Here is a 24123-nt window from a genome sequence, read left to right as displayed (position 1 = left end):
GACACCGCTGAAGGCGCTGCACATCATCACGGGCCTGGGCGTCGGCGGCGCGGAGCAGCAGCTGCGCCTGCTGCTGCGGCACATGCCGATGCAGTGCGACGTGCTGACGCTGACCAACCCCGGGCCGGTCGCCGAGGGGCTGCGGGCCGACGGGGTGCGGGTCGTCCACCTCGGGATGCGCGGGAACCGGGACCTCGGGGCGCTGCCGAGGCTGGTGAGGTTCATCCGGCGCGGCCGTTACGACCTCGTGCACACGCACCTGTACCGGGCCTGCGTGTACGGGCGCCTCGCCGCCCGCCTCGCGGGCGTCGGGGCGACGGTCGCCACCGAGCACTCCCTCGGCGAGGGCGAGATCGAGGGCCGCCCGCTGTCGGGCGGGGTACGGGCGCTGTACCTGGCCAGCGAGCGCCTCGGCGCCGCGACGGTCGCGGTGTCGGAGACGGTCGCGGCGCGGCTGGAGGGCTGGGGGGTGCCGGCCGCGAGGGTGCACGTCGTACCGAACGGGATCGAGGCCGTCCGGTTCCGCTTCGACGAGGGCGTCCGCCGGGCCACCCGGGCCCGGACCGGGCTGCCGGAGCGGGCGTTCGTGGTCGGCGGCGTCGGCCGGCTGGTGCCGGGCAAGCGGTTCGACGTACTCGTACGGGCGGTGGCAGCGCTCCCCGGGGCGCACCTGCTGCTGGCCGGGGACGGGCCGGAGCGGGCCGCGCTGCGCACCCTGGCCGCCGAGCTGGGCGCGCAGAGCCGCATCCACCTGCTGGGGGAGCGGGACCCGCTCGGCGACAGCGCGGACGGGCGCACACCGGGCATCCCCGCGCTGCTCGCGGCGATGGACGTGTTCGTCTCCCCGTCGCGGGAGGAGGCCTTCGGCCTGGCCGTGGTCGAGGCGCTGGCGGCCGGGCTGCCCGTGCTGCACGTGACCTGCCCGGCCATCGACGACCTCCCCGCCAGCCAGGCCCCCGGCGCGCGGCGCATCGGCACCGGCACCGAGGAGCTGGTCGCCGCCCTGCGCGGGCACATGGAGGCGGGCGCGCGCCGGCTCCCGCCGCCCCCGGTCGTCCGGCGCTACGACATCGCGCGCAGCGCCGAGCAGCTGCTGTCCGTCTACGCCGTCGCGCTGGCCGCCCCGGACCCCGCGCCCCCAACTCCCCCCGCCGCCGCCGGCAGGGGCCCCCGGGCCGGGCTCGACACGCCCCGCACGGGATCCCAGGAACCCCCTTCACTCAGGAAGTGAGCACGCTCATGGCCGATACCGCAGACCAGAAGAAGACCGCCCACCGCCGCCGGACGCGGCTGCTGCCGCCGCCCGCCTGGTGGCCGCTGCCCGCCTGCGCGCTGCTCGGCCTGGCCGCGGGCGGGGCGTACGGGGTGCTCAAGGCGCCCGAGTACGCGGCCACCAGCTATGTGGTCGCCGTCCCGGACGACACCACCGAGCCAGCCACCGCCCTCGGCTTCGCCCAGGCGTACGCCCGCATCGCGACCAGCAGCTCCACCCTCGCGTACGCCCAGCCGCGCGCGGGCATCGGGGCCCGTCAGCTGCGCACGCAGGTGCGGGCCGAGACCTCCCCCGAGTCCCCGATGATCGCCATCACGGGCACCTCCAAGAGCCCGGCCGAGGCCGCCGACATCGCCAACGCCGTCGCGGACGCCCTGTCGCTCAGCAGCAACCAGGCCGCCAAGAACACCGGTGTCCAGCTGCTCCTGTTCAACCAGGCCGTGGCGCCCAGCGACCCCGCGTCGCCGTCCGCGCCCGTCAGCGGGGCCGTCGGGCTGTGCGCCGGCGGGCTCCTCGGCGGCCTGTGGCTCCTCGCCCGGCCGGCCCGGCGCCGTGAGGAGCCGGCGGCGGAGGCCGGGCAGCCCGCCGTGGAGGAGTACGCGTCGCTGCCCGCGCAGAGCGAGCACACCGAATCCAAGGAGAAGGAGCCCGTTCGATGACTGCGGGCTCCGCAGGGGCCCTGTCGGTGACGCTGTGCCGCGACCCCCGGCAGTTCGCCGCGCTGGAGGAGCCGTGGAACCGGCTCGTCCGCGGCTGCCCCACCGCCACCCCCTTCCAGAGCCACGCCTGGCTGCACTCCTGGTGGCTCTCGTACGGGAAGGACGGCCGGCTCCGGATCGTCCTCGTGCGGCGCGGTGACGAGCTGGTCGGCGCGGCCGCGCTGATGCTCGTACACCGGCCGCTGCCGCTGCTCGTGCCGCTCGGCGGCGGGATCACCGACTACTTCGACGTGCTCGTGGCCGGGGAGCACGCCGACCAGGTCGTCCCGGCGCTGGCCCGCGGGCTGCACCGGGCCGCCCGGGGCGCCGTGGTGGACCTGCGCGAGGTACGGCCCGGGGCCGCCGCCGAGGCGGTGTACGAGGCGTGGCCCGGGGCGCGCAGCAAGCTGACCGACTCCACCTGCATGGAGCTGCCCGCGATGCCGTTCGACGAGCTCGTCAAGCGGATGCCGGCCTCCGGCGCGCAGCGGGTGCGGGCCAAGCTCCGCAAGACCGACGCGGCCGGGATCGAGGAGCACGAGGTCACCGAGCAGGAAGTGCCGCGTGCCGTACGGACGCTGCTGCGGCTGCACGAGAAGCAGTGGCGCGGCCGCGGGGTGACCCCCGAGCACCTCAAGCCGCGCTTCGCCGAGCACCTGACCCGGGCCACGCGGCGGATGGTGCGGGCCGGGGAGGGGAGGCTGGCCGAGTTCCGGCTCGACGGGAAGGTGGTGGCCGCGAACCTCACGCTGCTGTCGGGCGCGCTCAGCGGGGGCTACCTGTACGGGGCCGACCCGGACCTGCGCGACCGGAAGGTGGACGTGGCGACGCTGCTGCTGCGCTACGAGACGGGGCGCGCGCTCGCGGAGGGCCGCCCGGTGGTGAGCTTCCTGCGCGGCAACGAGCCGTACAAGAACCACTGGCGGCCCGAGACCGTCGTCAACCAGCGCTTCCTGCTGGCCACGGCCGCGCTCGCGCCCCTGCTGCGGCTGCACGAGTCGCAGGTGTCGGGGCGGGAGCGGGCGGTGGACGTCCTGAGGGAGGCGCTGCCGGCGGCCCGGGACTGGCGGGCCCGGCTCAACGAACTCCGGGTCCGATGAGCGGACCGCCGCGCCGGGACCGGGGCGGGGGCCGGGGTCTAGAAGGGCCAGAAGCCGGACTCCCTGCCCCAGTCGATCTTGACGCAGACCGACTGCTTGCCGACCAGCTTGGAGAGCCATTCGCCGAAGTTGAGCGGCACGCACCACTGCGTGCTGTTCAGCGGCGGCTGGGGCTTCGGCGGCTGGGGCGCGGGCGGTTCGGGCGCGAGCGGGCTCGGGGGCACCACGGGCGACGGCAGCGGGGACGGTACCTGCGGGGACGGCGCCTCGGGCGAGGGGACCGCGGGCGAGGGCACGGGTGCGGGGGCGGACACGTCGGGCACGGGCTCGGGCTTGGGCACCTCGGGCGTCGGTACCTCGGGCGTGGGCACGGCGGGCGTGGGCACGGCCGGACCGGGCACCTCGGGCACGGGGTCGGGCTTTGGCACCTCGGGCACGGGGTCGGGCTTCGGCACGTCGGGCGTGGGCTCGGGCGCGGGCACGGCGGGGCTGGGCACCGGGACCGGGACCTCGGGCGACGGGACCACCGGCGAAGGCAGCGGGACCTCGGGGGTGGGGACCACCGGCGAGGGGAACGGCACGTCCGGAGTGGGAACCACCGGGCTCGGCTCCACGGGAGTGGGGACGGCCGGGGTCGGGATCTCGGGTGTCGGGACCTGGGGGGTCGGGACTTCGGGTGTCGGGACCTGGGGGGTCGGGACTTCGGGCATCGGGACCTGGGGCGTCGGGACTTCGGGCATCGGGACCTGGGGCGTCGGGACCTGGGGCGTCGGGATCTCGGGCATCGGGACCTGGGGCGTCGGGACGACCGGCGTGGGGATGGCGGGCGTGGGGATGGCCGGGGTCGGGATGGCCGGCGTCGGGATCACCGGGCCCGGCTTCTCGGGCGCCAGCGCGTCGCGGAAGGCCTTCGAGGACTCCGGGTTCTGCTTGCACTGCCACACGCCGTGCGGGCAGTAGTCGGTGATGGTGTGGTAGATGGGCCGGTGCTGCTCGATCCACTTCAGCATGCGCCGCACGTACTCCGCGTTGTCCCCGTGCCGGAACAGCCCCCACTCCGGGTACGAGATCTGCTTGCCGTGTGCTTTCGCGAAGTCGACGTGCGCCTGGAGCCCGTACGGCTGGGAGATCTGTTCGTCGAACGTGCGGCCGGGGGCCTGGTCGTACGAGTCCATGCCGATGATGTCGACCACGTCGTCGCCGGGGTAGCACTTGGTCCAGCCGATCGCGTCCGTACCCCGGTTCGGGGCGAAATCGAACTTGAACCGCTGACCGGGTACGGAGCGCATGGTGTTGACGATGCGCTTCCAGTACGCCTTCCAGTTCTCCGGGTCCGGCCCGCAGCGGTGGGTGTAGGTGGTGCCGTTCATCTCCCAGCCGAGCACGATCACCGTGTCGGGGACGCCCAGTTCCACCAGCCGCTCGGCGAGCCTCTTGAAGTGGCGGTCGTAGTCGCCGTCCGCGCCCGCGCGGATCAGCTGGGCCACCTGGTAGTCCGGGACCCGGGCCTCGTTGCGCTCCTGCATGGGCACGTTGAGGACGAACATCCGGTCGTCCTCGGCCCGGCGCCACTGCGCCCAGTGCTCCAGGAAGCTGACGTTGCCCTCGATGCCGGCCCACCGGTCGCCGGGCAGATAGGTGTGCCCGACCCGGATCTCCTTGCCGCCCAGCCAGCGCGACAGGTACGGGATCCGCGCCACTCCCGGCGGCCCGTAGTCGAGATAGGCGCCCATGGCGATGTCGGAGCCCCCGGGCTGGTCCCCCTCGGGTGCCGCGAGCGCGGCACCGGTGGCGAGCAGCCCGGCCGTGACCGTACCGATGCAGGTGCTCGCCAGTCGGCGGCGTGGTCTGGGCATGGCGTCTCCCGAGCTCTCCTGAATCGGTGTGCTTGTCAAAGACGTTAGGCATCACATCCGACGAATGGCCTGTCCGGTGACTGCCGCATAGGCCATTCGCAGGTGCGCATCCTCCCCGCTTGGTCCGACTAGGTGAAAGACACCGTTTCCATGCACGCGTTCGCCAACCATGTGCCCGCTGTTCTGCTCAGACTCGATCGGAATCCGTTCCACCACGGAACCCTCGGCGCCGTCAGATCCCTTGGGCGCAAGGGCGTGGAGGTCCATGCAGTCGTCGAGGCCGGGGGAGGTCCCATGGGGCGTTCGCGCTACCTGCGCGCCGTGCACCCCGGGCCCGACTGCGGCGCGGACGGGCTGGATCCCGAGGCGCCCGAGGCGCTCCTCGAATGCCTGGTCGGTGTCTCGGAGCGGATCGGCCGGCCCGCGGTGCTCTTCGCCATGGACGATCTGAGCGCCATCGCGGTGTCAAGGATCGCGCCGATGCTCAAGGGCAGGCTCCTGATCCCCCATCAGCCGGACGGGCTGCCCGCGCGGGTCGCCGACAAGGCCGAGCTGTCGAGGCTGTGCGCCCGCTGGGACATCCCGCACCCGGAGACCGTGATCCCGGCGAGCGGAGCCGAGGCGGCGGAGGCCGCGTGGCGGCTGGGGCTGCCGGTGATCGCGAAGTGGAGCCGGCCGTGGCTGCTGCCGGCCGGCACTGACCTGCGCAGCACCACCCTCGTGCAGACCGCCGCCGAGGCGCGGCGGTTGTACGAGCGCTCCGCCGAGGCCGGGAGCCGGCTGCTGCTCCAGCGGTTCCTTCCCGCCGGGCCGGACACGGACTGGTTCTTCCACGGTGCCTTCGCCCGCGGCGGGCGGCCGCTGCTGGCCGGGTCGGGGCGCAAGGAGCTGTCCTGGCCGGTGCGGACCGGGCTGACGGCGGTGGGGCGCTGGCTGCCGGATCCGGCGGTGGAGGAGGCGGGGCTGCGGATCGCCGAACGGCTGGGATACCAGGGCATCTTGGACCTGGACTTCCGCCGGGACGAGCGCGGCTGCTTCCGGCTGGTGGACTTCAACCCGCGGCCGGGCGCGCAGTTCCGGCTGTTCGCCGACGCGGCCGGGCTGGACGTGGTCCAGGCGATGTACCTGGATCTGACGGGCCAACGGGTGCCGGAGCCCTCCGGGGGTCCGGGCCGGGTGTTCGTGGCGGAGAACTACGCCCTGCTGGCGGCGGTGCGGGGCGGGTCGCTCCCGCGGCGCCGCGAGCCCGCGCAGGCGGCCGTGCCGCGCGGGGAGCGGGGGCGGATGGAGGCGGCCTGGTTCGCCGCCGACGACCTGCTGCCGTTCCTGGCGATGCTCGCCGCCTTCCTCGGCCGGGGCGTCGGGAAGGGCGTACGGGCGCTGCGCGGCGTACCGGCGCACGGGCGGCGGACCGCGCGCGCGGTGGTCCGCGCTCCGCGCCAGCGCGGCCGGGAGCTGCCGTCGGCGGCCGCTGCGCCGGGCGCGCCGGCCTCCCGGACCGTGCCGCCGGGGGCATCGGCGGAGCCGGACGAGCTGGTGACCCGGTGACCCGGTGACCCGGTGACCCGGTGACCCGGGAGGCTCGGGCCCTGCGGTGCCCGATGAGTTGTGACCTCTTGAACGTGAGACTGGAAGGACGGCCGTGACGCGGATGGTGGATCTCGTGGTGGTCGGCGCGGGCCCGTACGGGCTGTCGATCGCCGCGCACGCGGCGGGCGCGGGACTCGACGTACGGGTGCTCGGACGGCCGATGGCCTCCTGGCGGGACCACATGCCCGACGGCATGTACCTGAAGTCGGAGCCGTGGTCCTCCAACCTGTCCGCGCCGGGCGGGGACCACACCCTGGCCGACTATTGCGCCACCCGCGGGATCCCGGCGGAACACGGCACTCCGCTGCCGATCGGCACGTTCAGTGAGTACGGGCTCTGGTTCGCCCGGCACGCCGCGCCCGAAGTGGAGGAGGTCACCGTCACCGAGGTCGCCCCCGAGGGCGAGGGCTTCCGGGTCCGTACCGCCGAGGGGCCCGCGCTGCTCGCCCGCACCGTCGCCCTGGCGGTCGGAGTCATGCCCTTCGTCAACCATCCCGAGGTGCTGCGGGACCTGCCGCCCACGCACTACTCGCACAGCAGCGGCCACCGCGACCTGGCCCGGTTCGCCGGCCGGGAGGTCGCCGTGCTCGGAGCCGGGCAGGCGGCCCTGGAGACCGCCGCCCTGCTCGCCGAGAGCGGCGCCCGGCCCTGCCTGGTCGCCCGGCGCTCCCGGCTGAACTGGAACACCGTGCCCCAGCCGCTGCGGCGGCCCGCGCTGCGCGCCCTGCGCGACCCGCACAGCGGCCTCGGCACCGGCTGGCGCAGCTGGGCCTGGTCGGAGCTGCCCTGGGCCGTGCGGCGGCTGCCCGCGCCCACCCGGGAGCGGATCGCGGCGACCGCGCTGGGCCCCGCGGGGGCCTGGTGGCTGCGGGAGCGCTTCGAGCGGCGGGTCCCCGCCCTGCTCGGGCACCGGCTGCACCGGGCCGTCGCGGTGGGGGAGCGGACCCGGCTGGGGCTGACCACGGCGGCCGGGGAGTCCGTGGTGCTGGACGCCGCGCATGTGATCGCGGCGACCGGCTTCACCCCGGACCTGGCCCGGCTGGAGCTGCTCGACGCGGGGCTGCGGGCCGCGCTGGCCAGGGTGGGCGGGAGCGGGACGCCGGAGCTGAGCCCCGGTTTCGAGTCCTCCTGGCCGGGGCTGTTCTTCGCCGGGCTGCTGACGGCTCCCTCATTCGGCCCTTCCATGCGATTCGTGCACGGCGCGGGCTTCACGGCGGGGAGACTGGTCAGAGGAGTCCGAAAGCGCCTCGGCGCCCGGGGCCCGCTGCCGGGCCCCACCGGTGGGGCGCGGCCGGACCGGACCACTGCCGGCAACCCGAGCACGTATCTGCGGTGAGAGGGGTCCGCGATGAGCGCGGAGCGAGGACAGGGCCGTGGCTGGGTACGCATTCCCGCCAGCCGCGGGGAACAGCCCGGGAGGACCGGCGCGTCCGGGGGCCCCAGGGCCGGGGCGGCGGGGACCGCCACGGCCGGGCCGTCCCCGTACGAGACGCCCGGCTACGCCCCGTATCCCCCGTACCCCCCGTACGCGGGCTCCACGTACGGGGACCAGACGATGATCTACATGTCCCTGGTCAAGCGCTGGCGGGAGGCCGGACGCACCCTTCCGGGGCATCCTGACGAGGAGTGGGAGCGGCTCATCTCCCAGCCGTGCTGGCCCGGCCGTTAGGTGGTGTGACTCTTGGCAGCGGCGGAGCGACGCGACAGACCCGGGCAGGACCGCCCGGAGCCCGTGACCGGGCCCGGCGAGCGGCTCGCGCTGAACGGCATGGGCAGTTTCGAGTGGGACCTCGACGCGGGGACGCTGGCGCTGGACGAGGCCGGGATGGCCGTCTTCGACCTGGGTCCGGGCGAGTTCGACGGGACCCCGGAGGGCCTCGGGCTGCGGATCCCGGCCGAGGACGGCCTGCGGCTCGCGGATTCCGTGACCGCCGTCCTGGAGGGCGGTGAGGAGACGTACGGCTCGTACTTCACGGTGCAGCGGCGCGACGGCCGCGCCCAGTGGACCCACACCCAGGGCAGGGTGCTGCGGGAGGCGGACGGGCGGCCGTACCGGATCCTCGGGATCGTGCGGGATGCCACCGCCGAGCTGGAGCACGCCACGATCCTGCGGAGGCTGGAGACGGCGCGGGCCCAGCAGACGACCATCGTGCAGCGGACGACGGAGGCGCTGTCGCGGGCGGTGACCGTCGACGACGTCACGGCGACCCTGACCGGCGCGGGCGCGCTGGAGCGGCTCGGCGCGGACGGGCTGGCGCTGGGGCTGGTCGAGAACGGCGCCATCAAGATCATCGCGCTGAGCGGGGAGTCCCTGGAGATCCTCAGCGAGCGCAAGTTCACCCGGCTGGACGGGACGCTCCCGCTGTCGCACGCCGTGATCACCCGGCAGGCGCGCTTCGTCACCTCGCTCACGGAGCTGGCGGACGAATTCCCGTTGCTCGCCGACTACTTGAGCCGGATCCAGTTCGACGCGGCGGCCTACCTGCCGCTGATCGCCCAGGCCAAGGCCATCGGCGGGCTGGTGCTCTTCTACCGGCGGCGCCGCGAGTTCAGCCCGGAGGAGAAGAACCTCTGCCTGGGCCTGGCCGGCATCGTCGCCCAGTCGCTCCAACGGGCGCTCCTCTTCGACCAGGAGCGGGAGTTCGCGACCGGCCTGCAGGCGTCCATGCTGCCGCGCCGGATCCCGGAGATCACCGGCGGGGAGATCGCCGTCCGCTACCACTCCGCATGGAGCGGACGCGAGGTCGGCGGGGACTGGTACGACGTGATCTCCCTGCCCCGTGACCGGGTCGGCATCGTGGTCGGCGACGTACAGGGCCACGACACGCACGCCGCGGCCATCATGGGCCAGCTCCGGATCGCCCTGCGGGCGTACGCGGGCGAGGGCCACCCGCCCTCCACGGTGCTGGCGCGGGCCTCGCGCTTCCTCGCCGAACTGGACACCGAACGCTTCGCGACCTGCATGTACGCGCAGGTGGACCTGGAGACCGGAGGCGTACGGGCCGTCCGCGCGGGCCATCTCGGCCCGCTGATCCGACACACGGACGGGCGTACCGGCTGGCCCAACGTGCGCGGGGGCCTGCCGCTGGGGCTGGCCTCGGTCTTCGAGCAGGAGGAGTTCCCCGAGACCCGGCTCGACCTGGTCCCCGGGGAGACCCTCGTCCTGTGCACGGACGGCCTCGTGGAGGAGCCCGGCACGGCCATCACCCAGGGCATGGAGGCCCTGGCCCACGCGGTGCGCAGCGGCCCGCAGGAGGCGGGCGCGCTCGCCGACCACCTCTCGGACCGGCTCTGGGAGCGCTGGGGCTCCGGCGACGACGTGGCGCTGCTGGTGCTGCGCCGGGCTCCCGACCCGGGCACCCACCGGGCCCCGCGCATCCACCAGTACATCCACCAGGCGGACCCCGAGGGGCTCTCCGAGGCGCGCTACGCCCTGCGGCAGGCGCTGCGGGACTGGGGCATGCCGGAGCTCGCGGACGATGTGGAACTGGCGGCGGGGGAACTGCTGGTCAACGCCCTGCTGCACACCGATGGCGGGGCGGTGCTGACGATGGAGGTGCTGCCCGAGCCGGTCCGGCGGATCCGGCTGTGGGTCAAGGACCGCTCCAGCGTGTGGCCGCGGCGGCGGACCCCGGGGGAGTCGGCGACGACCGGGCGCGGGCTGCTGCTGGTGGACGCGCTGGCGACGCACTGGGGCGTGGAGTCCCGGGGCGACGGCAAGGCGGTGTGGTGCGAGTTCGACGCGGCGGGCAGCGCGGCCCGCCGCGTCGGGTGACCGCGCGCTCACGCCGAGTTGTGGTCCGTCGGGGGCGGGGCGATGATGCGGACCATGAAAGAGGTTCTGCTGTGAACCGCCTGGCCAAAGGCGCCGCGATGGGCATCCTGGCCCTGCTCCTGCTGGCGGCCGGGGTGCCGACGGTCGTGGACTGGACGACGGGGCGTCCGCACGCGGATCCCGGGTGCCAGACCGTGGCGTTCATGTCGATGACTGCCGTCGCGCCCGCTTGCCGGTAGCGGCGGCTACCGGTCGGCGGGCGCGCCGCGGGCAGGGCGGGGCTCAGTGGCCCTCGCGGACCTCGACGTCCTTGGTGTCCCGGGCGACCGTAGCGATCGACCTCGGCATCAGGCCCGCGAGGCGGATTTCCTGGATCTCCGCGGTGACCCGGGCGTGGCCCGGGTGCAGGCTCACGAACCGGCCCGGCGCGTGCGCCACCCACCGGCGCTCGGTGCCGTCGCAGAGCGGCTGCTCCGCGCCGATGCTCAGGCGGGTGCCGTCCTGCACCACCGTCGCCTTGATCTGCATCGCCCCCGCGGGTGACGCCTGCTCACACTGGTAGGTGCCGGAAAGGATGACGTCGCCGTGCTTTCCGAGGTGGACGTCATCGTGAACGGAAATGGCCTGGTGGAAAACCGTGGCCGCGGCCGGGCTGGTGAATACCGCTCCGGCGGCCAGTGCGGAGAAGGCTGCCAGTGCCATTCGGCGGGCGGGCGTGCGCATTTCTTCCTCCAGTGGGGATCAGGGTCGGCGGGAACCGCCGGAACGCATTGTGCTGGCAGTCGAGGGGGTAACTCGCCCCGCGGGCTCGTGTCGGTGTGTGCAATTGCCCGCTCGGGCGCGTGAGACTGGCCGAAATACATCCCCGGAGGGATCCCGCATGCGCCAGTCCGCTTCCGTCCTCGCCGCCGCTCTCCTCCCGCTCCTCCTGTTCGGTGCCACCGCCTGTCAGAGCGCTCCCGAGGGAGCCGCGCTCGCGCCGGCCGCGGGGCCCGCCGTCCCGGTGGACGACGGGGCTCCGGGGGCCGAGGACGCCCCCGCGCGGACCACGGCGAACGCCGCCCGTGTGGGCGAGTCCGTACGGGTGCACGGCGCCCAGGTGGGCCGCCACCTCCAGGCGGTGCTCAACGCGTACGTGGATCCCGCGGTCAGCGTCGAGAAGAACTTCGCGCCGCCCGCCGGCAAGCGCTGGGTGGCCGCCTCGATGTCGTTCGTCAACGTCGGCGGAGCCTCGTACGGGGCCCTCGGACGCATGTGGGCGCTCGACGGCGCGGGGCAGCGCCATCCGGTGGTGCCGACCGGTGAACTGACGACCGGCAAACCCCTCGTCTTCGATTCCCTCGCGGTCGGTGAGCGGGCCGAAGGATGGGTCGTGTTCGAAATTCCGGAAAACACGCGCATTGTGCGGCTCCAGTACCAGGACGCGAACACGCAGGCGAATCCCGGAGGTGGATTCTGGGCGGTGTAGCCCGGCCGGGTGAAACGCCGTGAAGGCTCCGGGGGAGAGACCACTAGGGTGCGCGCATGACTTCAACCAAAGCCGAAATCGACCGGTCCAAGCTCGGCACCCTTTCCGTGCTCGCCTGGATCGGCGACCCCGATGAGGCCCACGACATCCCGTACCTCCTCGCCTACTCCCTCGGTGACGGCCCCGACGGCCCGGAGGCCGGCGAGGAGGCGGCCCGCGGGCTGCTGGAGGAGCTCGGCCTGCCCATCGGCGACGTGGTCATGGACGGCGTGCGCAACCCGGCGGGCTTCCCGGTGCAGATCCTCCTGGAGGGCAACCAGATCGCGCTGACCCTGCCGGGTCTGAACGCGAAGTGCATCGCCCCGCCGGAGTGGGTCGCCGCGGCCGACGACAGCGGGCAGGCGTACTTCCTCTTCGCGACGCGCGCCTGGCCCGAGGCGGTCCCCGGCAAGCCGGTCTCCGCGGAGACCCTGCAGGCGTTCGCGGGTGACGAGGAGGTGCTCACCGGGAGCGCCCACGCCGTCCTCGCGGTGCGGCGCCTGCAGAAGTAGCGCGGACGGGGGAGCTCATCCCGCCCAGCCCACCCCGCTCCGGCCGCCGGGCTCCCAGCCTGCCCGGTGGCCGGTTCCCTCCGTAGCCGGATACGGGGCTACGGGGAAACGGGGATGCGGGGCTATGGGGCTACGGGCGCTCGAAGGCGAACTTGAGCGAGCGGACGCGGTTGTCGAAGTTGGACCCCGCCAGATCCGGCAGTCCGGCCGCACGCAGGCCGACCGGCCGGGTCAGCAGCTCGCGGAACAGCGCCTTCATCTCCACCCGGGCCAGGTGCGCGCCCAGGCAGAAGTGCGGGCCGCCGCCGCCGAAGCCCAGGTGGGGGTTGGGGGAGCGGGTGATGTCGAAGGCGTCGGGGTCGGGGAAGACGGCCTCGTCCCGGTTGGCGGAGGCGTAGTACAGCACCACCTTGTCGCCGGGGTGCAGCAGGTGCCCGCCCAGGGTGTGTTCGGCGGCCACCGTCCGGCGGAACTGGATGATCGGCGTCGAGTGCCGGATCATCTCGTCGACGGCCCCCTCGGCGTACTTCTCGAAGTCCGAGAGCAGCAGGTCCCGTTGCTCGGGGAAGTCGGTCAGCAGGGTCAGGCCGTGCGTGATGGCGTTGCGGGTGGTCTCCACACCCGCCACCATCAGCAGGCTGAAGAAGGCGCCGAGTTGGCGGGCGCCGAGTGCCTGGCCGTCGACGTTCGCGCGGACCAGTGCCGAGATCAGGTCGTCGGTGGGGTTCTTGCGCCGCTCCCGGCCGATGCCCGCGACCATCCGCTGCATCCGGGCCAGGGCACGCAGCCCGCGCCCGGGCATGCGCAGCCGGGAGGCCAGGGCCCGCTCCACGCCGATGTTCTCGGAGGCGTGGTTGACGCGGTCGGCGATCTCGGCGCGGTAGCGCTCCGGGATGCCCATCATGTTGCAGATGACCTCCAGCGGCAGCCTGGAGGCCACCGCCGAGACGAACTCGTCGGGCTCCTCGGCCAGTACGTCGTCGACGATCCGGGCCGCCACCGCGTGGATGTCCTCCTCGGCGGCCGCCAGCAGGCGGGGCGTGAAGGCCCGCTGCACGATCTTGCGCAGCTGTGCGTGGTCCGCGCCGTCGAGGTTGACCATCGAGTCACCGAACAGCGCCCGCACCCAGCGGGCCGGCTCGGGGGTGGTCACCCCGGGCGCGCTGGCGAACACCTTCGGCAGCCGGCTCGCCTCCTGTACGTCGGCGTGCCGTACGAGGGCCCAGTGGCCGCCCTTCCCCTCGGGGACGAACACGGGGGAGTCCAGAGCGCGCAGGCGGGCGAAGGCGGCCAGACGGTGGGCGGGGGGCTGCTGCCAGAAGCCCGGGTCGGCCAGTTCCCTGCCGGGGTCGCCGCCCGTGCCGTGCCGTTGTGCCGGGAGTGTCATGGCCTGCCTCCAGTTGCGACGCGTCGTCCTGCGCTGGAGAACGGCGGCGGTGGCGCGGGGGTGACGGGTCGGAGCCTCAAACCCGGGCGGTGCCGGGTCCGCGGGTGGCCAGGGTCATGCCGACCGCGACCGTCGCCGCCGCGACGAGGCCCGCGTACAGGACGGCGTACGGGCCCGCCCAGGTGCAGGCGAGCACCGCGAGGGCGGAGACCGGCAGGGTCAGCTGCTGGGCGGGGCCCCGCTTGAAGTGCCGGGAGTGCAGCAGCCAGACCATCAGCAGGAAGATCGCGGCCGGGACGGTGACGGCGGCGTTCGCGGCGAGCTGCGAGATGTGGGCCTTGCCGACGGCGTGCTCGACCGCGACCTCGATGCCGGCGCCGATCGCCGCGCCCGAGCCGAAGATCAGCAGGTGCCCGTAACCCCACGGGATCGCCTCCCGGTTGGAGGTGAGGTGCTCGTGCATCGGCACCGCGAAGTAGATCCACCAGGCGGCGAAGACGATCAGCAGGCCGCCCGCGGCGATGGGCAGCAGCTCGCCCAGGGCCTCGTGCTCGTCGATCGCCGACTTCACGGCCACCGTGCTCGCCGCGATCGTCTCGCCCAGCACGATGATCGTGAACAGGCCGTACCGCTCGACGATGTGGTGCGCGTGCCACGGCGTCTGGTGTCCGCGCTCGGCCAGCACCGGGACCAGCAGCTCCGCGAGGACGAGGACCAGGAACAGCCAGCGCTTGGAGTCGTCCGGGGCGAACAGCAGCGCCACCCAGCCGGCCTGGCAGACGACCAGGCCGGCCGCGTACTTCAGGGCCGCCGCGCGGGCCTCGCCGCTCTCGCCGGCGGCGGCCCGCAGCCACTGGGCGGTGAGCGCGACGCGCATGATCAGGTAGCCGATGACGGCCACCGTCCAGTCGTTCTCGTCGAAGGCCCGGCTCACACCGGCCGCGTAGACGAGCACGCCCGCGATCTGGACGAGGGTCGCGATCCGGTACGGGACGTCGTCGCAGTCGTAGGCGGAGGCGAACCACGTGAAGTTCATCCACGCCCACCACACGCCGAAGAAGACGAAGAAATAGCCGATCACGCCGGTACCGGGATGGCCCTCGGCCAGTGCGTGCACGAGCCGGGCCCCGGCCTGGGCGATGGCGACGACGAAGCAGAGGTCGAAGAACAGCTCCAGCGGCGTGGCCGCCCGGTGGTCCTCGTCGCGGCTGCGGGCGGTCATGGGGAAGTAGGCCATGGCCGACAGCAGACCAGAGGGGTGCCGGTTCAGCAGGCGAGGCGCGCGGCCCTCAGCGCCCGCATGCCCCGGGCGGACTTGTAGCGCGCCAGCACCAGCCGGGCCAGGTGCGGATGGTCGGCCAGCGGCGCGGACACCGTCCAGGCGTCGAGGCCCGCGAGGGTCCGGGTGAACCTGCCCGGGGCCAACAGGTGCGCGGCGACGGCGATCCGGCGGTGGCCGGCGCCCCGCAGGGCGGCCAGGGCCTCGGGGACGGTGGGCCCGGCCGAGGTCAGGTACGCGGGGACCACCGGGACGGGCTCGGGGCCGGGGCCGCGGTCGTACTCCAGCAGGGCGGCCAGCCGGGCCGCGCAGTCCGCCGTACCGGCGTTGCCGCCCGGGCGGGAGGAGCCGGCGCCGGCCACGACGACCGCGTCGGCCCGGGCGTGCGGCCCGTGGCGTCGCTCGGCGTCGCGCAGCCGGCTGTGCAGGGCGAGGGCGATGTCGGGCTCTCCGCTGAGGCCTTCGGTCAGCACGCAGCCGGTCCCGTCGAGCACCGCCGGGATGTCCACGCGGCGGTGGTAGCCGTCGCCGAGCAGCAGCGGGACGACCACCGCGTGCGGGTGGTCGCGTACGACGTCGGCGAGGGAGGGGCGCTGCACGTCCAGGTGGCCGACGGTCGCGCGGATCCCGCTGCGCGCCTCGATGGCGGTGACGAGCCGGCCGATGGTGGCGGCGGCGGCCGGGGCCGCGCTGCCGTGTACGGCGAGTACGAGCATGTCTTCCACGCTAGGCGGGCGCGACCCCCGGCGGAGCCCGGCCAAAGGCCTTCGGCGCAGGTCACAGGTCCTGTGCGAAAGGGGTCCGGCTCCCCGCCACGAGGGGCCCTTTTCGGGCGGGCCGGGCCGTGGGGCGGACCTACCGTCGAAAGGTCGGAATGTATGCACGCACACGGAGTGTGATCCATGGGGCAGACGCTGGTTGTCATCGGCCACGGCATGGTGGGGCACCGCCTGCTGGAGGCGCTTGCCGAGCGTGACGCGCTCGCCGACCCGGCCCGCCCCGGGAGCGGCGGCTGGCAGGTCACCGTCCTCGCCGAGGAGGAGCGCCCCGCCTACGACCGTGTGCACCTGTCCGCCGCCTTCACCGGGTCCACGGGCGAGGAGCTGTCCCTCGTCGGGCCCGGGTTCCTGGAGCGGCACGGCATCGACCTGCGGCTCGGCGACCCCGCCGAGCAGATCGACACCGCCGCCCGTACGGTCACCAGCCGGTCCGGGGCCGTCCTCGGCTACGACGCCCTGGTACTGGCGACCGGCTCCTACCCCTTCGTACCGCCGATCGACGGCGCGGGTGCCGTGGGCTGCTTCACGTACCGCACGCTGGACGACGTCGAGGCGCTGACCGCGTACGCGGGCGGCGGGGCGCGGACCGGCGTGGTCATCGGCGGCGGGCTGCTCGGCCTGGAGGCGGCGGGCGCGCTGCGCACGCTGGGACTGACCACGCACGTCGTGGAGTTCGCGCCCCGGCTGATGCCGTTGCAGGTGGACGACGGCGGCGCGGCCGCGCTGCGGGCCACCATCGAGTCCATGGGCGTCGCCGTGCACACGGGTGTGGGCGCCGCCGGGGTCGAGACCGACGGGGACGGCAAGGCCGTCAACCTGCGGCTGACCAACGGGCAGGAGCTCAGCTCCGACGTCGTCGTGTTCTCGGCGGGCGTGCGCCCGCGCGACCGGCTGGCGCGCGAGTGCGGGCTGGCCGTCGGCGACCGGGGCGGTGTGGTCGTGGACGCCCACTGCCGCACCAGCGACCCGTACGTCTACGCGGTCGGCGAGTGCGCGCAGACCGTGGACGGCAAGGTGTACGGGCTGGTCGCCCCCGGCTACCAGATGGCCGAGACGGTCGCCGAGGCGCTGGCCGGGGCGGGGGAGCTGACCTTCACCGGGGCCGACACCTCCACCAAGCTGAAGCTGATGGGCGCCGATGTGGCCTCCTTCGGCGACCCGTTCGCGCCCGAGGGGCGGGACGGGGCCGTCTCGGTGGTCTTCTCCGACGCCCGGGAGGGCGTGTACAAGAAGCTGCTGCTCGGCCCGGACGGGGCGCTGCTCGGCGGCATCCTGGTCGGCGACGCGGAGGCGTACGGATCGCTGAAGCCGCACGCCGGCCGGCAGCTGCCGGCTCCGGCCGAGGCCTTCATCCTGCCGTCGACCGAGGGCGTGGCCCTGCCGGGCGCGGACGCGCTGCCCGACGACGCGGTGTTGTGCAGCTGCCACAACGTCACCAAGGGGCAGGTCCGTACGGCGGTGGCGGCCGACTCCCTCACCGACATCGGCGGCATCAAGAAGTGCACCAAGGCGGGCACCGGCTGCGGTGGCTGCCTGGGCACGCTGCAGGCGGTGTTGGACGCGGAACTGGCCGCGGCGGGCATCGAGAAGCCGCGCGGGCTGTGCGAGCACTTCACCCTCACGCGGGCGGAGATCTACGAGAAGGTCCGCACCGAGCGGATCCGCAGCTTCAGCGAGCTGCTGGAGACGTACGGAGAGGGCGGCGAGGGCTGCGCCGTGTGCAAGCCGGCCGTCGCGAACGTGCTCGGGACCCTCGCGCCGGACCTGGGCCTCGGGCACATCCTGGCGGGCGAGCAGGCGGCCCTGCAGGACTCCAACGACCTCTTCCTCGCCAACCTCCAGAAGGACGGCACCTATTCGGTCGTCCCGCGCGTCGCGGGCGGCGAGATCACGGCCGAGCAGGTCATCGCGCTGGGCGAGGTGGCCCGGGACTACGGCCTCTACACGAAGATCACCGGTGCGCAGCGGATCGGGCTCTTCGGCGTCCGCAAGGAGCAGCTGCCGGACATCTGGCGGCGCCTGGGCGGCGCCGGCTTCGAGTCCGGGCAGGCGTACGGGAAGTCGCTGCGGGCGGTGAAGTCGTGCGTGGGCGCCCGCTTCTGCCGGTTCGGGCAGGGCGACTCGATCCAGCTCGCGATCGACCTGGAGCTGCGCTACCGGGGGCTGCGCACCCCGCACAAGTTCAAGGGCGGGGTCTCCGGCTGTCTGCGCGAGTGTGCGGAGGCGCGGGGCAAGGACATCGGTGTCATCGCCACCGCCAACGGCTGGAACCTGTACGTCAGCGGCAACGGCGGGGCGACCCCGCGCCACGCGGACCTGCTGGCCTCGGACCTGGCGACGGCCGAACTCTTCGCGCTGACCGACCGGTTCCTCATGTACTACATCCGTACCGGCGAGCGGCTGGAGCGCACGGCGGCCTGGATGGAGCGGCTCGGCGGGAGCACGGCCGGGGTGCAGCACCTCCGTGAGGTCCTGATCGAGGACTCGCTCGGGATCTGCGCCGAGCTGGAGGCGCAGATGGAGCGGCACGTGGCGGCGTACCAGGACGAGTGGCAGGCCGTTCTGGAGGACCCGGCGGCGCTGGAACGCTTCGGCGCCGTGGACTTCGGCGCGGCGGACTTCGGCGCGGCGGACTCCGGGGCGGCCGGCGAGGCCCTGGAGCCGGGCCGGGGACGCACCGCCGTACTGCCGGACGGGACGCAGGCGGCCGTCTTCAAGGACCGCGCCGGCGAGGTGTACGCGGTCGGCAACCGGGACCCCTTCTCGGGCGCGGACGTGATCGCCAACGGCATCATGGGCTCGCGCGACGGGGTTCCGGTGGTGGCGTCCCCGATGCACAAGCAGGTCTTCGACCTGCGCACCGGCGTCTGCCTGGACGACCCCGAGGTGTCGCTCCCGGTGGTGGACCTGTCGGCGGATCTGCCGGTGGACATGCGGCCGTAAGGCTGTCGGAGCCGCTTACCAACGCACTGTGGGCGCCGGGACCTTGTCCTGTCGCCCACAGTGCGTTCTCCTCTGCCGCGGGCGCCGCGCGAGGCGGAGCCTGGATAAGTCAGGACCCTTCTCGCAGTTCAGGACGTGCAATGAGTACCGCCACGCAGGAAGCGCAGAGGACGCTGGCCGATCCGGCGCAGTACCGCCCCGGCCGCACCATCACGGAGTGGACGCCGGAGGATCCGTCCTTCTGGCAGTCCACGGGTAAGAAGGTCGCCACGCGCAACCTGTGGATCGCGGTGCCGGCCCTGCTCGTGGCCTTCGTGGTCTGGCAGGTCTGGAGCATCACGGCGACCAACCTGAAGGACGTCGGCTTCGGCTTCTCCCAGTCCCAGCTCTTCTGGCTGACGGCCGTCCCGGGCATCACGGGCGGTACCGCCCGCATCCTGTACACCTTCATCGGCCCGATGATCGGCCAGCGCCGCTTCACCGCCATCTCCACGGTCGTGCTGGTCGTACCGCTGCTGTGGCTCGGCTTCGCGGTGCAGAACCCGGACACCCCCTACGGCACGATGATCGCCATCGCGGCGCTGTGCGGCATCGGCGGCGCGAACTTCTCCTCCTCCCTGGCCAACATCGGCTTCTTCTACCCCAAGCAGGAGAAGGGCAACGCGACCGGCATCAACGGCGGCCTGGGCAATCTGGGCGTCTCCGTGGTCCAGCTGCTCACCCCGATCCTGATCACCTCGTCGGTCCTGGCGATCGGGGCGGGCCAGAAGAAGGCGAACGGCTCCGAGATCTACCTGCAGAACGCGGCCTTCGTCTGGGTGCCGGTCCTGATCGTCCTCGCCGTCATCGCCTGGTTCGGCCAGAACGACCTCAAGGTCGCCTCCACCCCCTTCAGCCAGCAGAAGATCATCTTCAAGCGCAAGCACAACTGGCTGATGACCTGGCTCTACGTCGGCACCTTCGGCTCCTTCATCGGTTTCGCGGCCGCGCTGCCGCTGCTGATCAAGACCACCTTCCCGGCGTACTCGGTGGCCACCTACGCCTGGATGGGCCCGGCCCTCGGCGCGCTGGCCCGCTGGGCGGGCGGCTGGATCGCCGACAAGCTCGGCGGCGCCCGGGTGACCATCCTGTCCTTCGTGGGCATGGCGGCCTCGATCATCGGTGTCATCACCTTCCTCCCGGCCGGCTCCGACCAGGGCTCCTTCTACGGGTTCTTCTTCTGCTTCCTGTCGGCCTTCTTCTTCTCGGGCATCGGCAACGGCTCCACCTTCCGCCAGATCCCGGTCATCTTCCGGGGCCAGCACCTCAAGGGCCTGACGGAGGGCACGCCGGAGTACGCGAAGGCCCTCAAGCAGGCGGAGATCGAGTCCGGCGCGGTCACCGGCTTCACCGCCGCCATCGCCGCCTACGGCTTCTTCTTCATCCCGGCGATGTTCGCCAACTTCGCCGTGACCAGCGCGATGTGGGGCTTCGTCGCCTTCTACGCCTCCTGTGTCGTCGTGGCCTGGTGGTTCTACGCCCGCAAGGGCGCGGAAGCCCCGAGCTAAACCCGTCGCCGCACGCGCGCTCCACCCCGGCAGAACGAAAGGTCACACCAGTGCTCGGCATGTTCCTGCAACTCGCCGTCATGGTCGCGGCCGTCGGGCTGGGGTCCCGCAAGGGCGGGGTGGCCATGGGGCTGTGGGGCGCGGTCGGCGTCTTCGTGCTCGCGACGTTCTTCGGGGTCACCCCCGCCGACACCTCCGGCATCGTCGACGTCATGCTGATCATCCTCGCGGTGATCATGGCTGCCGCCGCGATGGAGGCGGCCGGCGGCATCGACTACCTCGTCGGGATCGCCGAGAAGGCCATCAGGCGCAAGCCCGGCCGGGTCGTGTACGTCGCCCCCCTGGTGTCATGGGCGTTCACGCTCGGCGCCGGCACGGCCCACGTCTTCTACCCCCTGCTCCCCGTCATCCACGACGTCGCCCGCGAGGGCGGCGTCCGGCCCGAGCGGCCCATCGCGGTCTCCTCGATCGCCGCCACCTTCGGTATCACCGCCTCGCCCGTCTCCGCCGCCATGGCAGCCATGATCGTGATGTTCGACGGCGACGGATGGAACCTGCCCCGGATCATGGCCGTGGCGGTCATGGCCACCCTCCTCGGTGTGATCGTGGCCGCCACCGTGCAGTCCCGGGTGGGCAAGGAGCTGGGGGAGGACGCCGAGTACCTGCGCAGGCTGGCCGCCGGCGAGATCGAGGCCCCCGCCCCCGCCGAAGCCGCCCCGCCGCTGCGGCCGCGGGCGCGCTGGTCGGCGTACCTCTTCCTCGGCGGGACCGTCGCCGTCGTCCTCAGCGGGCTCTTCCCCGCCCTGCGCCCCCGGGCGGCCAAGGGCCCGCTGTCCATGCCCGCCACCATCGAGATCCTGATGATGGCCGTGGCCGCGCTGATCCTGCTGCTGTGCAAGGTCGACGCCAAGCGCATACCGGGCACGGACGTGGCCAAGTCCGGTCTCGTCGCGGTCATCGGAGTCTTCGGACTGTCCTGGCTGGGCCTGTCCTTCATCGGCGCCAACGAGGCCCGGATCACCGGCGCGCTCGGCGGGGTCGCGCAGGACCACCCCTGGTTCTTCGCCATCATGCTGCTGCTCCTCTCCGCTCTGCTCTTCAGTCAGGCCACCACCACGAAGGCCCTGATGCCGCTCGGGCTGGCACTCGGCATACCGGCCCCCCTCCTCATCGCGATGTGGCCCGCCGTGAACGGCTATTTCCTCCTCCCCACCTACGGCACCTTCATCGCGGCGATCAACTTCGACCGGACGGGCACCACCCGCGTCGGCCGCTTCGTCGTCAACCACTCCTTCATGCTGCCCGGCCTGGTCACGACCTGCGTCGCGGTATCCACAGGCTTCGCCCTGGTGCATATCGTCTGACTTTTCCAAATTCTTGTGAAAGCATTCACAAGCTCACGATGGACCTTCGGCCTGCCCAAAATGCCAGGTCAGAGGGCGCGAGTGCCTCCGGGTCCGGCGGGCCGGGGGACCTTCGGGCCCCAGCTCGGGACCAACGCGGCGCCAAATGATCGATCAAAAGGCGTGCAATGGAGACAAGCAATGAGGCGACTCGGAAGGTGCGGGCGATGACTGCCACCCCTGCGGAAACCACGAAGAACGGCGAGGCCTGGGAGGGCTTCAAGGGCGGTCTGTGGCGTGACGCCATCGACGTCCGCGACTTCATCCAGCAGAACTACACGCCGTACGAGGGCGACGACACCTTCCTCGCCGGCCCGACGGAGCGCACCACCGCCGTGTGGAAGGCGATCACGGACAAGTTCCCGCAGGAGCGCGAGAAGGGCGTCTACGACGTCGCCCACGACATCCCGTCGTCGATCACCGCGCACGCCCCGGGCTACATCGACCGCGACAAGGACCTGATCGTCGGCCTCCAGACGGACGCCCCGCTCAAGCGCGCGATCATGCCGTACGGCGGCTGGCGCATGGTCGCCGGCGCCCTGGAGACCTACGGCTACCCGGTCTCCGAGGACCTGGAGAAGGTCTTCACCGAGTACCGCAAGACCCACAACGCCGGTGTCTTCGACGCCTACACCCCCGAGATCCGCGCCGCCCGCAAGGCCGGCATCGTGACCGGCCTCCCGGACGCCTACGGCCGCGGCCGCATCATCGGCGACTACCGCCGCGTGGCCCTCTACGGCGTGGACCGGCTCGTCTCCTTCAAGAAGGAGGAGAAGGAGGAGCTGAACTCCCTCCCCGCCGGCAACCGTTCGCTGGAGGAGACGATCCGCCTGCGCGAGGAGCTCTCCGAGCAGATCCGCGCACTCGGCGAGCTCAAGGCGATGGCCGCCTCCTACGGCTACGACATCTCCGGCCCGGCCACGAGCGGCCGCGAGGCCATCCAGTGGCTGTACTTCGCGTACCTGGCCGCCGTGAAGGAGCAGAACGGCGCGGCCATGTCGCTCGGCCGCACCTCCACCTTCGTCGACGTCTACCTCCAGCGCGACATCGAGGCCGGCCTCCTCACCGAGGAGCAGGCCCAGGAGCTGGTCGACGACTTCATCATCAAGCTCCGCATCGTCCGCTTCCTGCGCACCCCGGAGTACGACGAGCTGTTCTCCGGCGACCCGACCTGGGTCACCGAGTCGATCGCCGGCATGGGCGAGGACGGCCGTCCGCTGGTCACCCGGACCTCCTTCCGCTACCTCCAGACCCTCTACAACCTGGGACCCGCTCCCGAGCCGAACATGACGGTCTTCTGGTCGCCGCAGCTGCCGCAGGGCTTCAAGGAGTTCTGCGCCCGGGTCTCGATCGACACCTCCTCGGTGCAGTACGAGTCCGACGAGCTGATGCGCCCGCGCTTCGGCGACGACACCGCCATCGCGTGCTGCGTCTCGGCGATGCCGGTCGGCAAGCAGATGCAGTTCTTCGGCGCCCGCGTGAACCTCGCCAAGACCCTGCTCTACGCGATCAACGGCGGCCGGGACGAGAAGTCCGGCGCACAGGTCGGCCCCGAGACCGGCGCCCTCACCTCCGAGGTGCTGGACTACGACCAGGTCATGGCCAAGTTCGACGAGCAGATGGAATGGCTCGCGGACACCTACGTCCACGCTCTGAACGTCATCCACTACATGCACGACCGGTACGCCTACGAGCGCATCGAGATGGCGCTCCACGACCGCGACGTGCGCCGCACCATGGCCTGCGGCATCGCCGGCCTCTCGGTCGCCGCCGACTCGCTGTCCGCCATCAAGTACGCCAAGGTCACCGCCCTGCGCGACGAGACCGGTCTGGCCACCGACTACACCGTCGAGGGCGACTACCCGGCATACGGCAACAACGACGACCGCGTCGACGAGATCGCCGTGTGGCTCGTCGAGGAGTTCATGAAGAAGGTGCGCAAGCACGAGACGTACCGGGGCGCCGAGCACACCCAGTCGGTGCTGACGATCACCTCGAACGTCGTCTACGGCAAGAAGACCGGCAACACGCCCGACGGCCGCCGCGCCGGAGAGCCGTTCTCCCCGGGCGCCAACCCGATGAACGGCCGCGACACCCACGGCTACGTCACCTCGGCGCTGTCGGTCGCGAAGCTCCCGTACGAGGACGCCGAGGACGGCATCTCGCTGACCAACACCGTCACCCCCGACGGCCTGGGCCGCACCCCCGAGGAGCGGATCAAGAACCTGGCGGGCGTGCTCGACGGCTACATGGCGGTCGACGGCTTCCACATGAACGTGAACGTGCTCAACCGCGACACGCTCATGGACGCCATGGAGCACCCGGAGAACTACCCGCAGCTGACCATCCGTGTCAGCGGCTACGCGGTGAACTTCGTCCGGCTGACGCGCGACCAGCAGCTCGACGTACTGAACCGCACCTTCCACGGCTCCCTCTAGGAGCCGCCACAGGCCGCGCGGCCCCGGGGCCGGGCC

18 protein-coding genes and 1 pseudogene are annotated in these 24123 nt (G+C 72.8%); 14 read left to right on the top strand and 5 right to left on the bottom strand.

What is annotated here, in order from left to right:
- Window positions 1-7 precede the first annotated feature (7 nt).
- From AB0M99_RS02950 to AB0M99_RS02940, 3 genes are read left to right on the top strand one after another with little or no spacing between them, the layout of a single operon-like run.
- Window positions 8-1231: a glycosyltransferase gene (locus tag AB0M99_RS02950; RefSeq protein WP_365916919.1), complete on the top strand. Its 1224-nt coding sequence runs from the start codon at window positions 8-10 to the stop codon at window positions 1229-1231.
- Window positions 1232-1239: 8 nt separating this feature from the next.
- On the top strand, window positions 1240-1932 hold the full coding sequence (locus tag AB0M99_RS02945) for a lipopolysaccharide biosynthesis protein (protein ID WP_365916843.1): 693 nt from the start codon (window positions 1240-1242) through the stop codon (window positions 1930-1932).
- Window positions 1929-3071, top strand: coding sequence for a GNAT family N-acetyltransferase (locus AB0M99_RS02940; protein ID WP_365916842.1), 1143 nt, complete (start codon window positions 1929-1931; stop codon window positions 3069-3071). Before AB0M99_RS02945 ends, AB0M99_RS02940 begins: the two co-directional genes overlap by 4 nt.
- Window positions 3072-3880: 809 nt before the next feature.
- Here AB0M99_RS02940 and AB0M99_RS02935 read toward each other — a convergent pair.
- Window positions 3881-4927 (bottom strand): annotated as a pseudogene (locus AB0M99_RS02935) (glycosyl hydrolase); the annotation flags it as partial.
- A gap of 150 nt (window positions 4928-5077) precedes the next feature.
- Here AB0M99_RS02935 and AB0M99_RS02930 point away from each other — a divergent pair.
- From AB0M99_RS02930 to AB0M99_RS02910, 5 genes are all read left to right on the top strand, one after another.
- Window positions 5078-6475 (top strand): ATP-grasp domain-containing protein, encoded by a 1398-nt coding sequence (locus tag AB0M99_RS02930; protein ID WP_365916841.1) that lies wholly within the window; start codon window positions 5078-5080, stop codon window positions 6473-6475.
- 103 nt (window positions 6476-6578) lie between these two features.
- Window positions 6579-7853, top strand: a complete 1275-nt coding sequence (locus tag AB0M99_RS02925; protein WP_365916918.1) for an NAD(P)-binding domain-containing protein — start codon at window positions 6579-6581, stop codon at window positions 7851-7853.
- Window positions 7854-7865: 12 nt separating this feature from the next.
- Window positions 7866-8186, top strand: coding sequence for a hypothetical protein (locus AB0M99_RS02920; RefSeq protein ID WP_365916840.1), 321 nt, complete (start codon window positions 7866-7868; stop codon window positions 8184-8186).
- A 99-nt stretch (window positions 8187-8285) separates the two neighbouring features.
- The gene (locus AB0M99_RS02915) at window positions 8286-10292 is read left to right on the top strand and encodes a SpoIIE family protein phosphatase (RefSeq protein ID WP_365916917.1); all 2007 of its coding nucleotides are present in this window, start codon (window positions 8286-8288) and stop codon (window positions 10290-10292) included.
- A 71-nt stretch (window positions 10293-10363) separates the two neighbouring features.
- Entirely contained in the window at window positions 10364-10531 is a 168-nt protein-coding gene (locus AB0M99_RS02910; RefSeq protein ID WP_365916839.1) for a hypothetical protein, read from the top strand.
- A 43-nt stretch (window positions 10532-10574) separates the two neighbouring features.
- Here AB0M99_RS02910 and AB0M99_RS02905 read toward each other — a convergent pair whose 3' ends face one another.
- Entirely contained in the window at window positions 10575-11015 is a 441-nt protein-coding gene (locus AB0M99_RS02905) for a DUF6299 family protein (RefSeq protein WP_365916838.1), read from the bottom strand.
- Between the two features lie 157 nt (window positions 11016-11172).
- Here AB0M99_RS02905 and AB0M99_RS02900 point away from each other — a divergent pair, with 157 nt between their 5' ends.
- Both AB0M99_RS02900 and AB0M99_RS02895 read left to right on the top strand, forming a co-directional pair.
- Window positions 11173-11760: a DUF4352 domain-containing protein gene (locus tag AB0M99_RS02900; protein ID WP_365916837.1), complete on the top strand. Its 588-nt coding sequence runs from the start codon at window positions 11173-11175 to the stop codon at window positions 11758-11760.
- Window positions 11761-11816: 56 nt separating this feature from the next.
- Window positions 11817-12311 carry a DUF5949 family protein gene (locus tag AB0M99_RS02895; RefSeq protein ID WP_365916836.1) on the top strand — a complete coding sequence of 165 codons (495 nt, stop codon included), beginning with the start codon at window positions 11817-11819 and terminating at the stop codon, window positions 12309-12311.
- A 130-nt stretch (window positions 12312-12441) separates the two neighbouring features.
- On the opposite strand, the gene AB0M99_RS02890 is transcribed toward AB0M99_RS02895, so the two are convergent.
- The 3 genes from AB0M99_RS02890 to AB0M99_RS02880 form a co-directional block, all read right to left on the bottom strand.
- Entirely contained in the window at window positions 12442-13698 is a 1257-nt protein-coding gene (locus tag AB0M99_RS02890) for a cytochrome P450 (RefSeq protein ID WP_365916835.1), read from the bottom strand.
- 76 nt (window positions 13699-13774) lie between these two features.
- Window positions 13775-14935: a low temperature requirement protein A gene (locus AB0M99_RS02885; protein WP_365916834.1), complete on the bottom strand. Its 1161-nt coding sequence runs from the start codon at window positions 14933-14935 to the stop codon at window positions 13775-13777.
- Between the two features lie 29 nt (window positions 14936-14964).
- Window positions 14965-15693 carry a CbiX/SirB N-terminal domain-containing protein gene (locus tag AB0M99_RS02880; RefSeq protein WP_365916833.1) on the bottom strand — a complete coding sequence of 243 codons (729 nt, stop codon included), beginning with the start codon at window positions 15691-15693 and terminating at the stop codon, window positions 14965-14967.
- Window positions 15694-15879: 186 nt separating this feature from the next.
- On the opposite strand from AB0M99_RS02880, the gene nirB reads away from it, so the two are divergent.
- From nirB to pflB, 4 genes are all read left to right on the top strand, one after another.
- Entirely contained in the window at window positions 15880-18699 is a 2820-nt protein-coding gene (nirB, locus tag AB0M99_RS02875; RefSeq protein WP_365916832.1) for a nitrite reductase large subunit NirB, read from the top strand.
- Between the two features lie 140 nt (window positions 18700-18839).
- A complete protein-coding gene (locus tag AB0M99_RS02870) occupies window positions 18840-20246 on the top strand; it encodes an MFS transporter (protein WP_365916831.1) in 1407 nt (468 codons plus the stop codon).
- 59 nt (window positions 20247-20305) lie between these two features.
- Window positions 20306-21610 carry an anaerobic C4-dicarboxylate transporter family protein gene (locus AB0M99_RS02865; protein WP_365916916.1) on the top strand — a complete coding sequence of 435 codons (1305 nt, stop codon included), beginning with the start codon at window positions 20306-20308 and terminating at the stop codon, window positions 21608-21610.
- Window positions 21611-21816: 206 nt separating this feature from the next.
- Window positions 21817-24087, top strand: a complete 2271-nt coding sequence (gene pflB, locus AB0M99_RS02860) for a formate C-acetyltransferase (protein ID WP_365916830.1) — start codon at window positions 21817-21819, stop codon at window positions 24085-24087.
- Window positions 24088-24123 lie beyond the last annotated feature (36 nt).

Source organism: Streptomyces sp. NPDC051183 (assembly GCF_040682455.1).
In the GTDB taxonomy this organism is placed as follows: Bacteria; Actinomycetota; Actinomycetes; order Streptomycetales; family Streptomycetaceae; genus Streptomyces.
Note: the sequence above shows the minus strand (reverse complement) of the source record. Positions and strands in the feature narration are given on the sequence as shown.

What these genes read in the sequence shown, in the direction of transcription:
- AB0M99_RS02945 (WP_365916843.1), top strand. Translation starts at nt 1,240, where the DNA reads ATGGCCGATACCGCAGACCAGAAGAAGACCGCCCACCGCCGCCGGACG.
- AB0M99_RS02940 (WP_365916842.1), top strand. Translation starts at nt 1,929, where the DNA reads ATGACTGCGGGCTCCGCAGGGGCCCTGTCGGTGACGCTGTGCCGCGAC.
- AB0M99_RS02930 (WP_365916841.1), top strand. Translation starts at nt 5,078, where the DNA reads ATGCACGCGTTCGCCAACCATGTGCCCGCTGTTCTGCTCAGACTCGAT.
- AB0M99_RS02925 (WP_365916918.1), top strand. Translation starts at nt 6,579, where the DNA reads ATGGTGGATCTCGTGGTGGTCGGCGCGGGCCCGTACGGGCTGTCGATC.
- AB0M99_RS02920 (WP_365916840.1), top strand. Translation starts at nt 7,866, where the DNA reads ATGAGCGCGGAGCGAGGACAGGGCCGTGGCTGGGTACGCATTCCCGCC.
- AB0M99_RS02915 (WP_365916917.1), top strand. Translation starts at nt 8,286, where the DNA reads ATGGGCAGTTTCGAGTGGGACCTCGACGCGGGGACGCTGGCGCTGGAC.
- AB0M99_RS02905 (WP_365916838.1), bottom strand. Translation starts at nt 11,015, where the DNA reads ATGCGCACGCCCGCCCGCCGAATGGCACTGGCAGCCTTCTCCGCACTG.
- AB0M99_RS02900 (WP_365916837.1), top strand. Translation starts at nt 11,173, where the DNA reads ATGCGCCAGTCCGCTTCCGTCCTCGCCGCCGCTCTCCTCCCGCTCCTC.
- AB0M99_RS02895 (WP_365916836.1), top strand. Translation starts at nt 11,817, where the DNA reads ATGACTTCAACCAAAGCCGAAATCGACCGGTCCAAGCTCGGCACCCTT.
- AB0M99_RS02890 (WP_365916835.1), bottom strand. Translation starts at nt 13,698, where the DNA reads ATGACACTCCCGGCACAACGGCACGGCACGGGCGGCGACCCCGGCAGG.
- AB0M99_RS02885 (WP_365916834.1), bottom strand. Translation starts at nt 14,935, where the DNA reads ATGGCCTACTTCCCCATGACCGCCCGCAGCCGCGACGAGGACCACCGG.
- AB0M99_RS02880 (WP_365916833.1), bottom strand. Translation starts at nt 15,693, where the DNA reads ATGCTCGTACTCGCCGTACACGGCAGCGCGGCCCCGGCCGCCGCCGCC.
- nirB (WP_365916832.1), top strand. Translation starts at nt 15,880, where the DNA reads ATGGGGCAGACGCTGGTTGTCATCGGCCACGGCATGGTGGGGCACCGC.
- AB0M99_RS02870 (WP_365916831.1), top strand. Translation starts at nt 18,840, where the DNA reads ATGAGTACCGCCACGCAGGAAGCGCAGAGGACGCTGGCCGATCCGGCG.
- AB0M99_RS02865 (WP_365916916.1), top strand. Translation starts at nt 20,306, where the DNA reads ATGTTCCTGCAACTCGCCGTCATGGTCGCGGCCGTCGGGCTGGGGTCC.
- pflB (WP_365916830.1), top strand. Translation starts at nt 21,817, where the DNA reads ATGACTGCCACCCCTGCGGAAACCACGAAGAACGGCGAGGCCTGGGAG.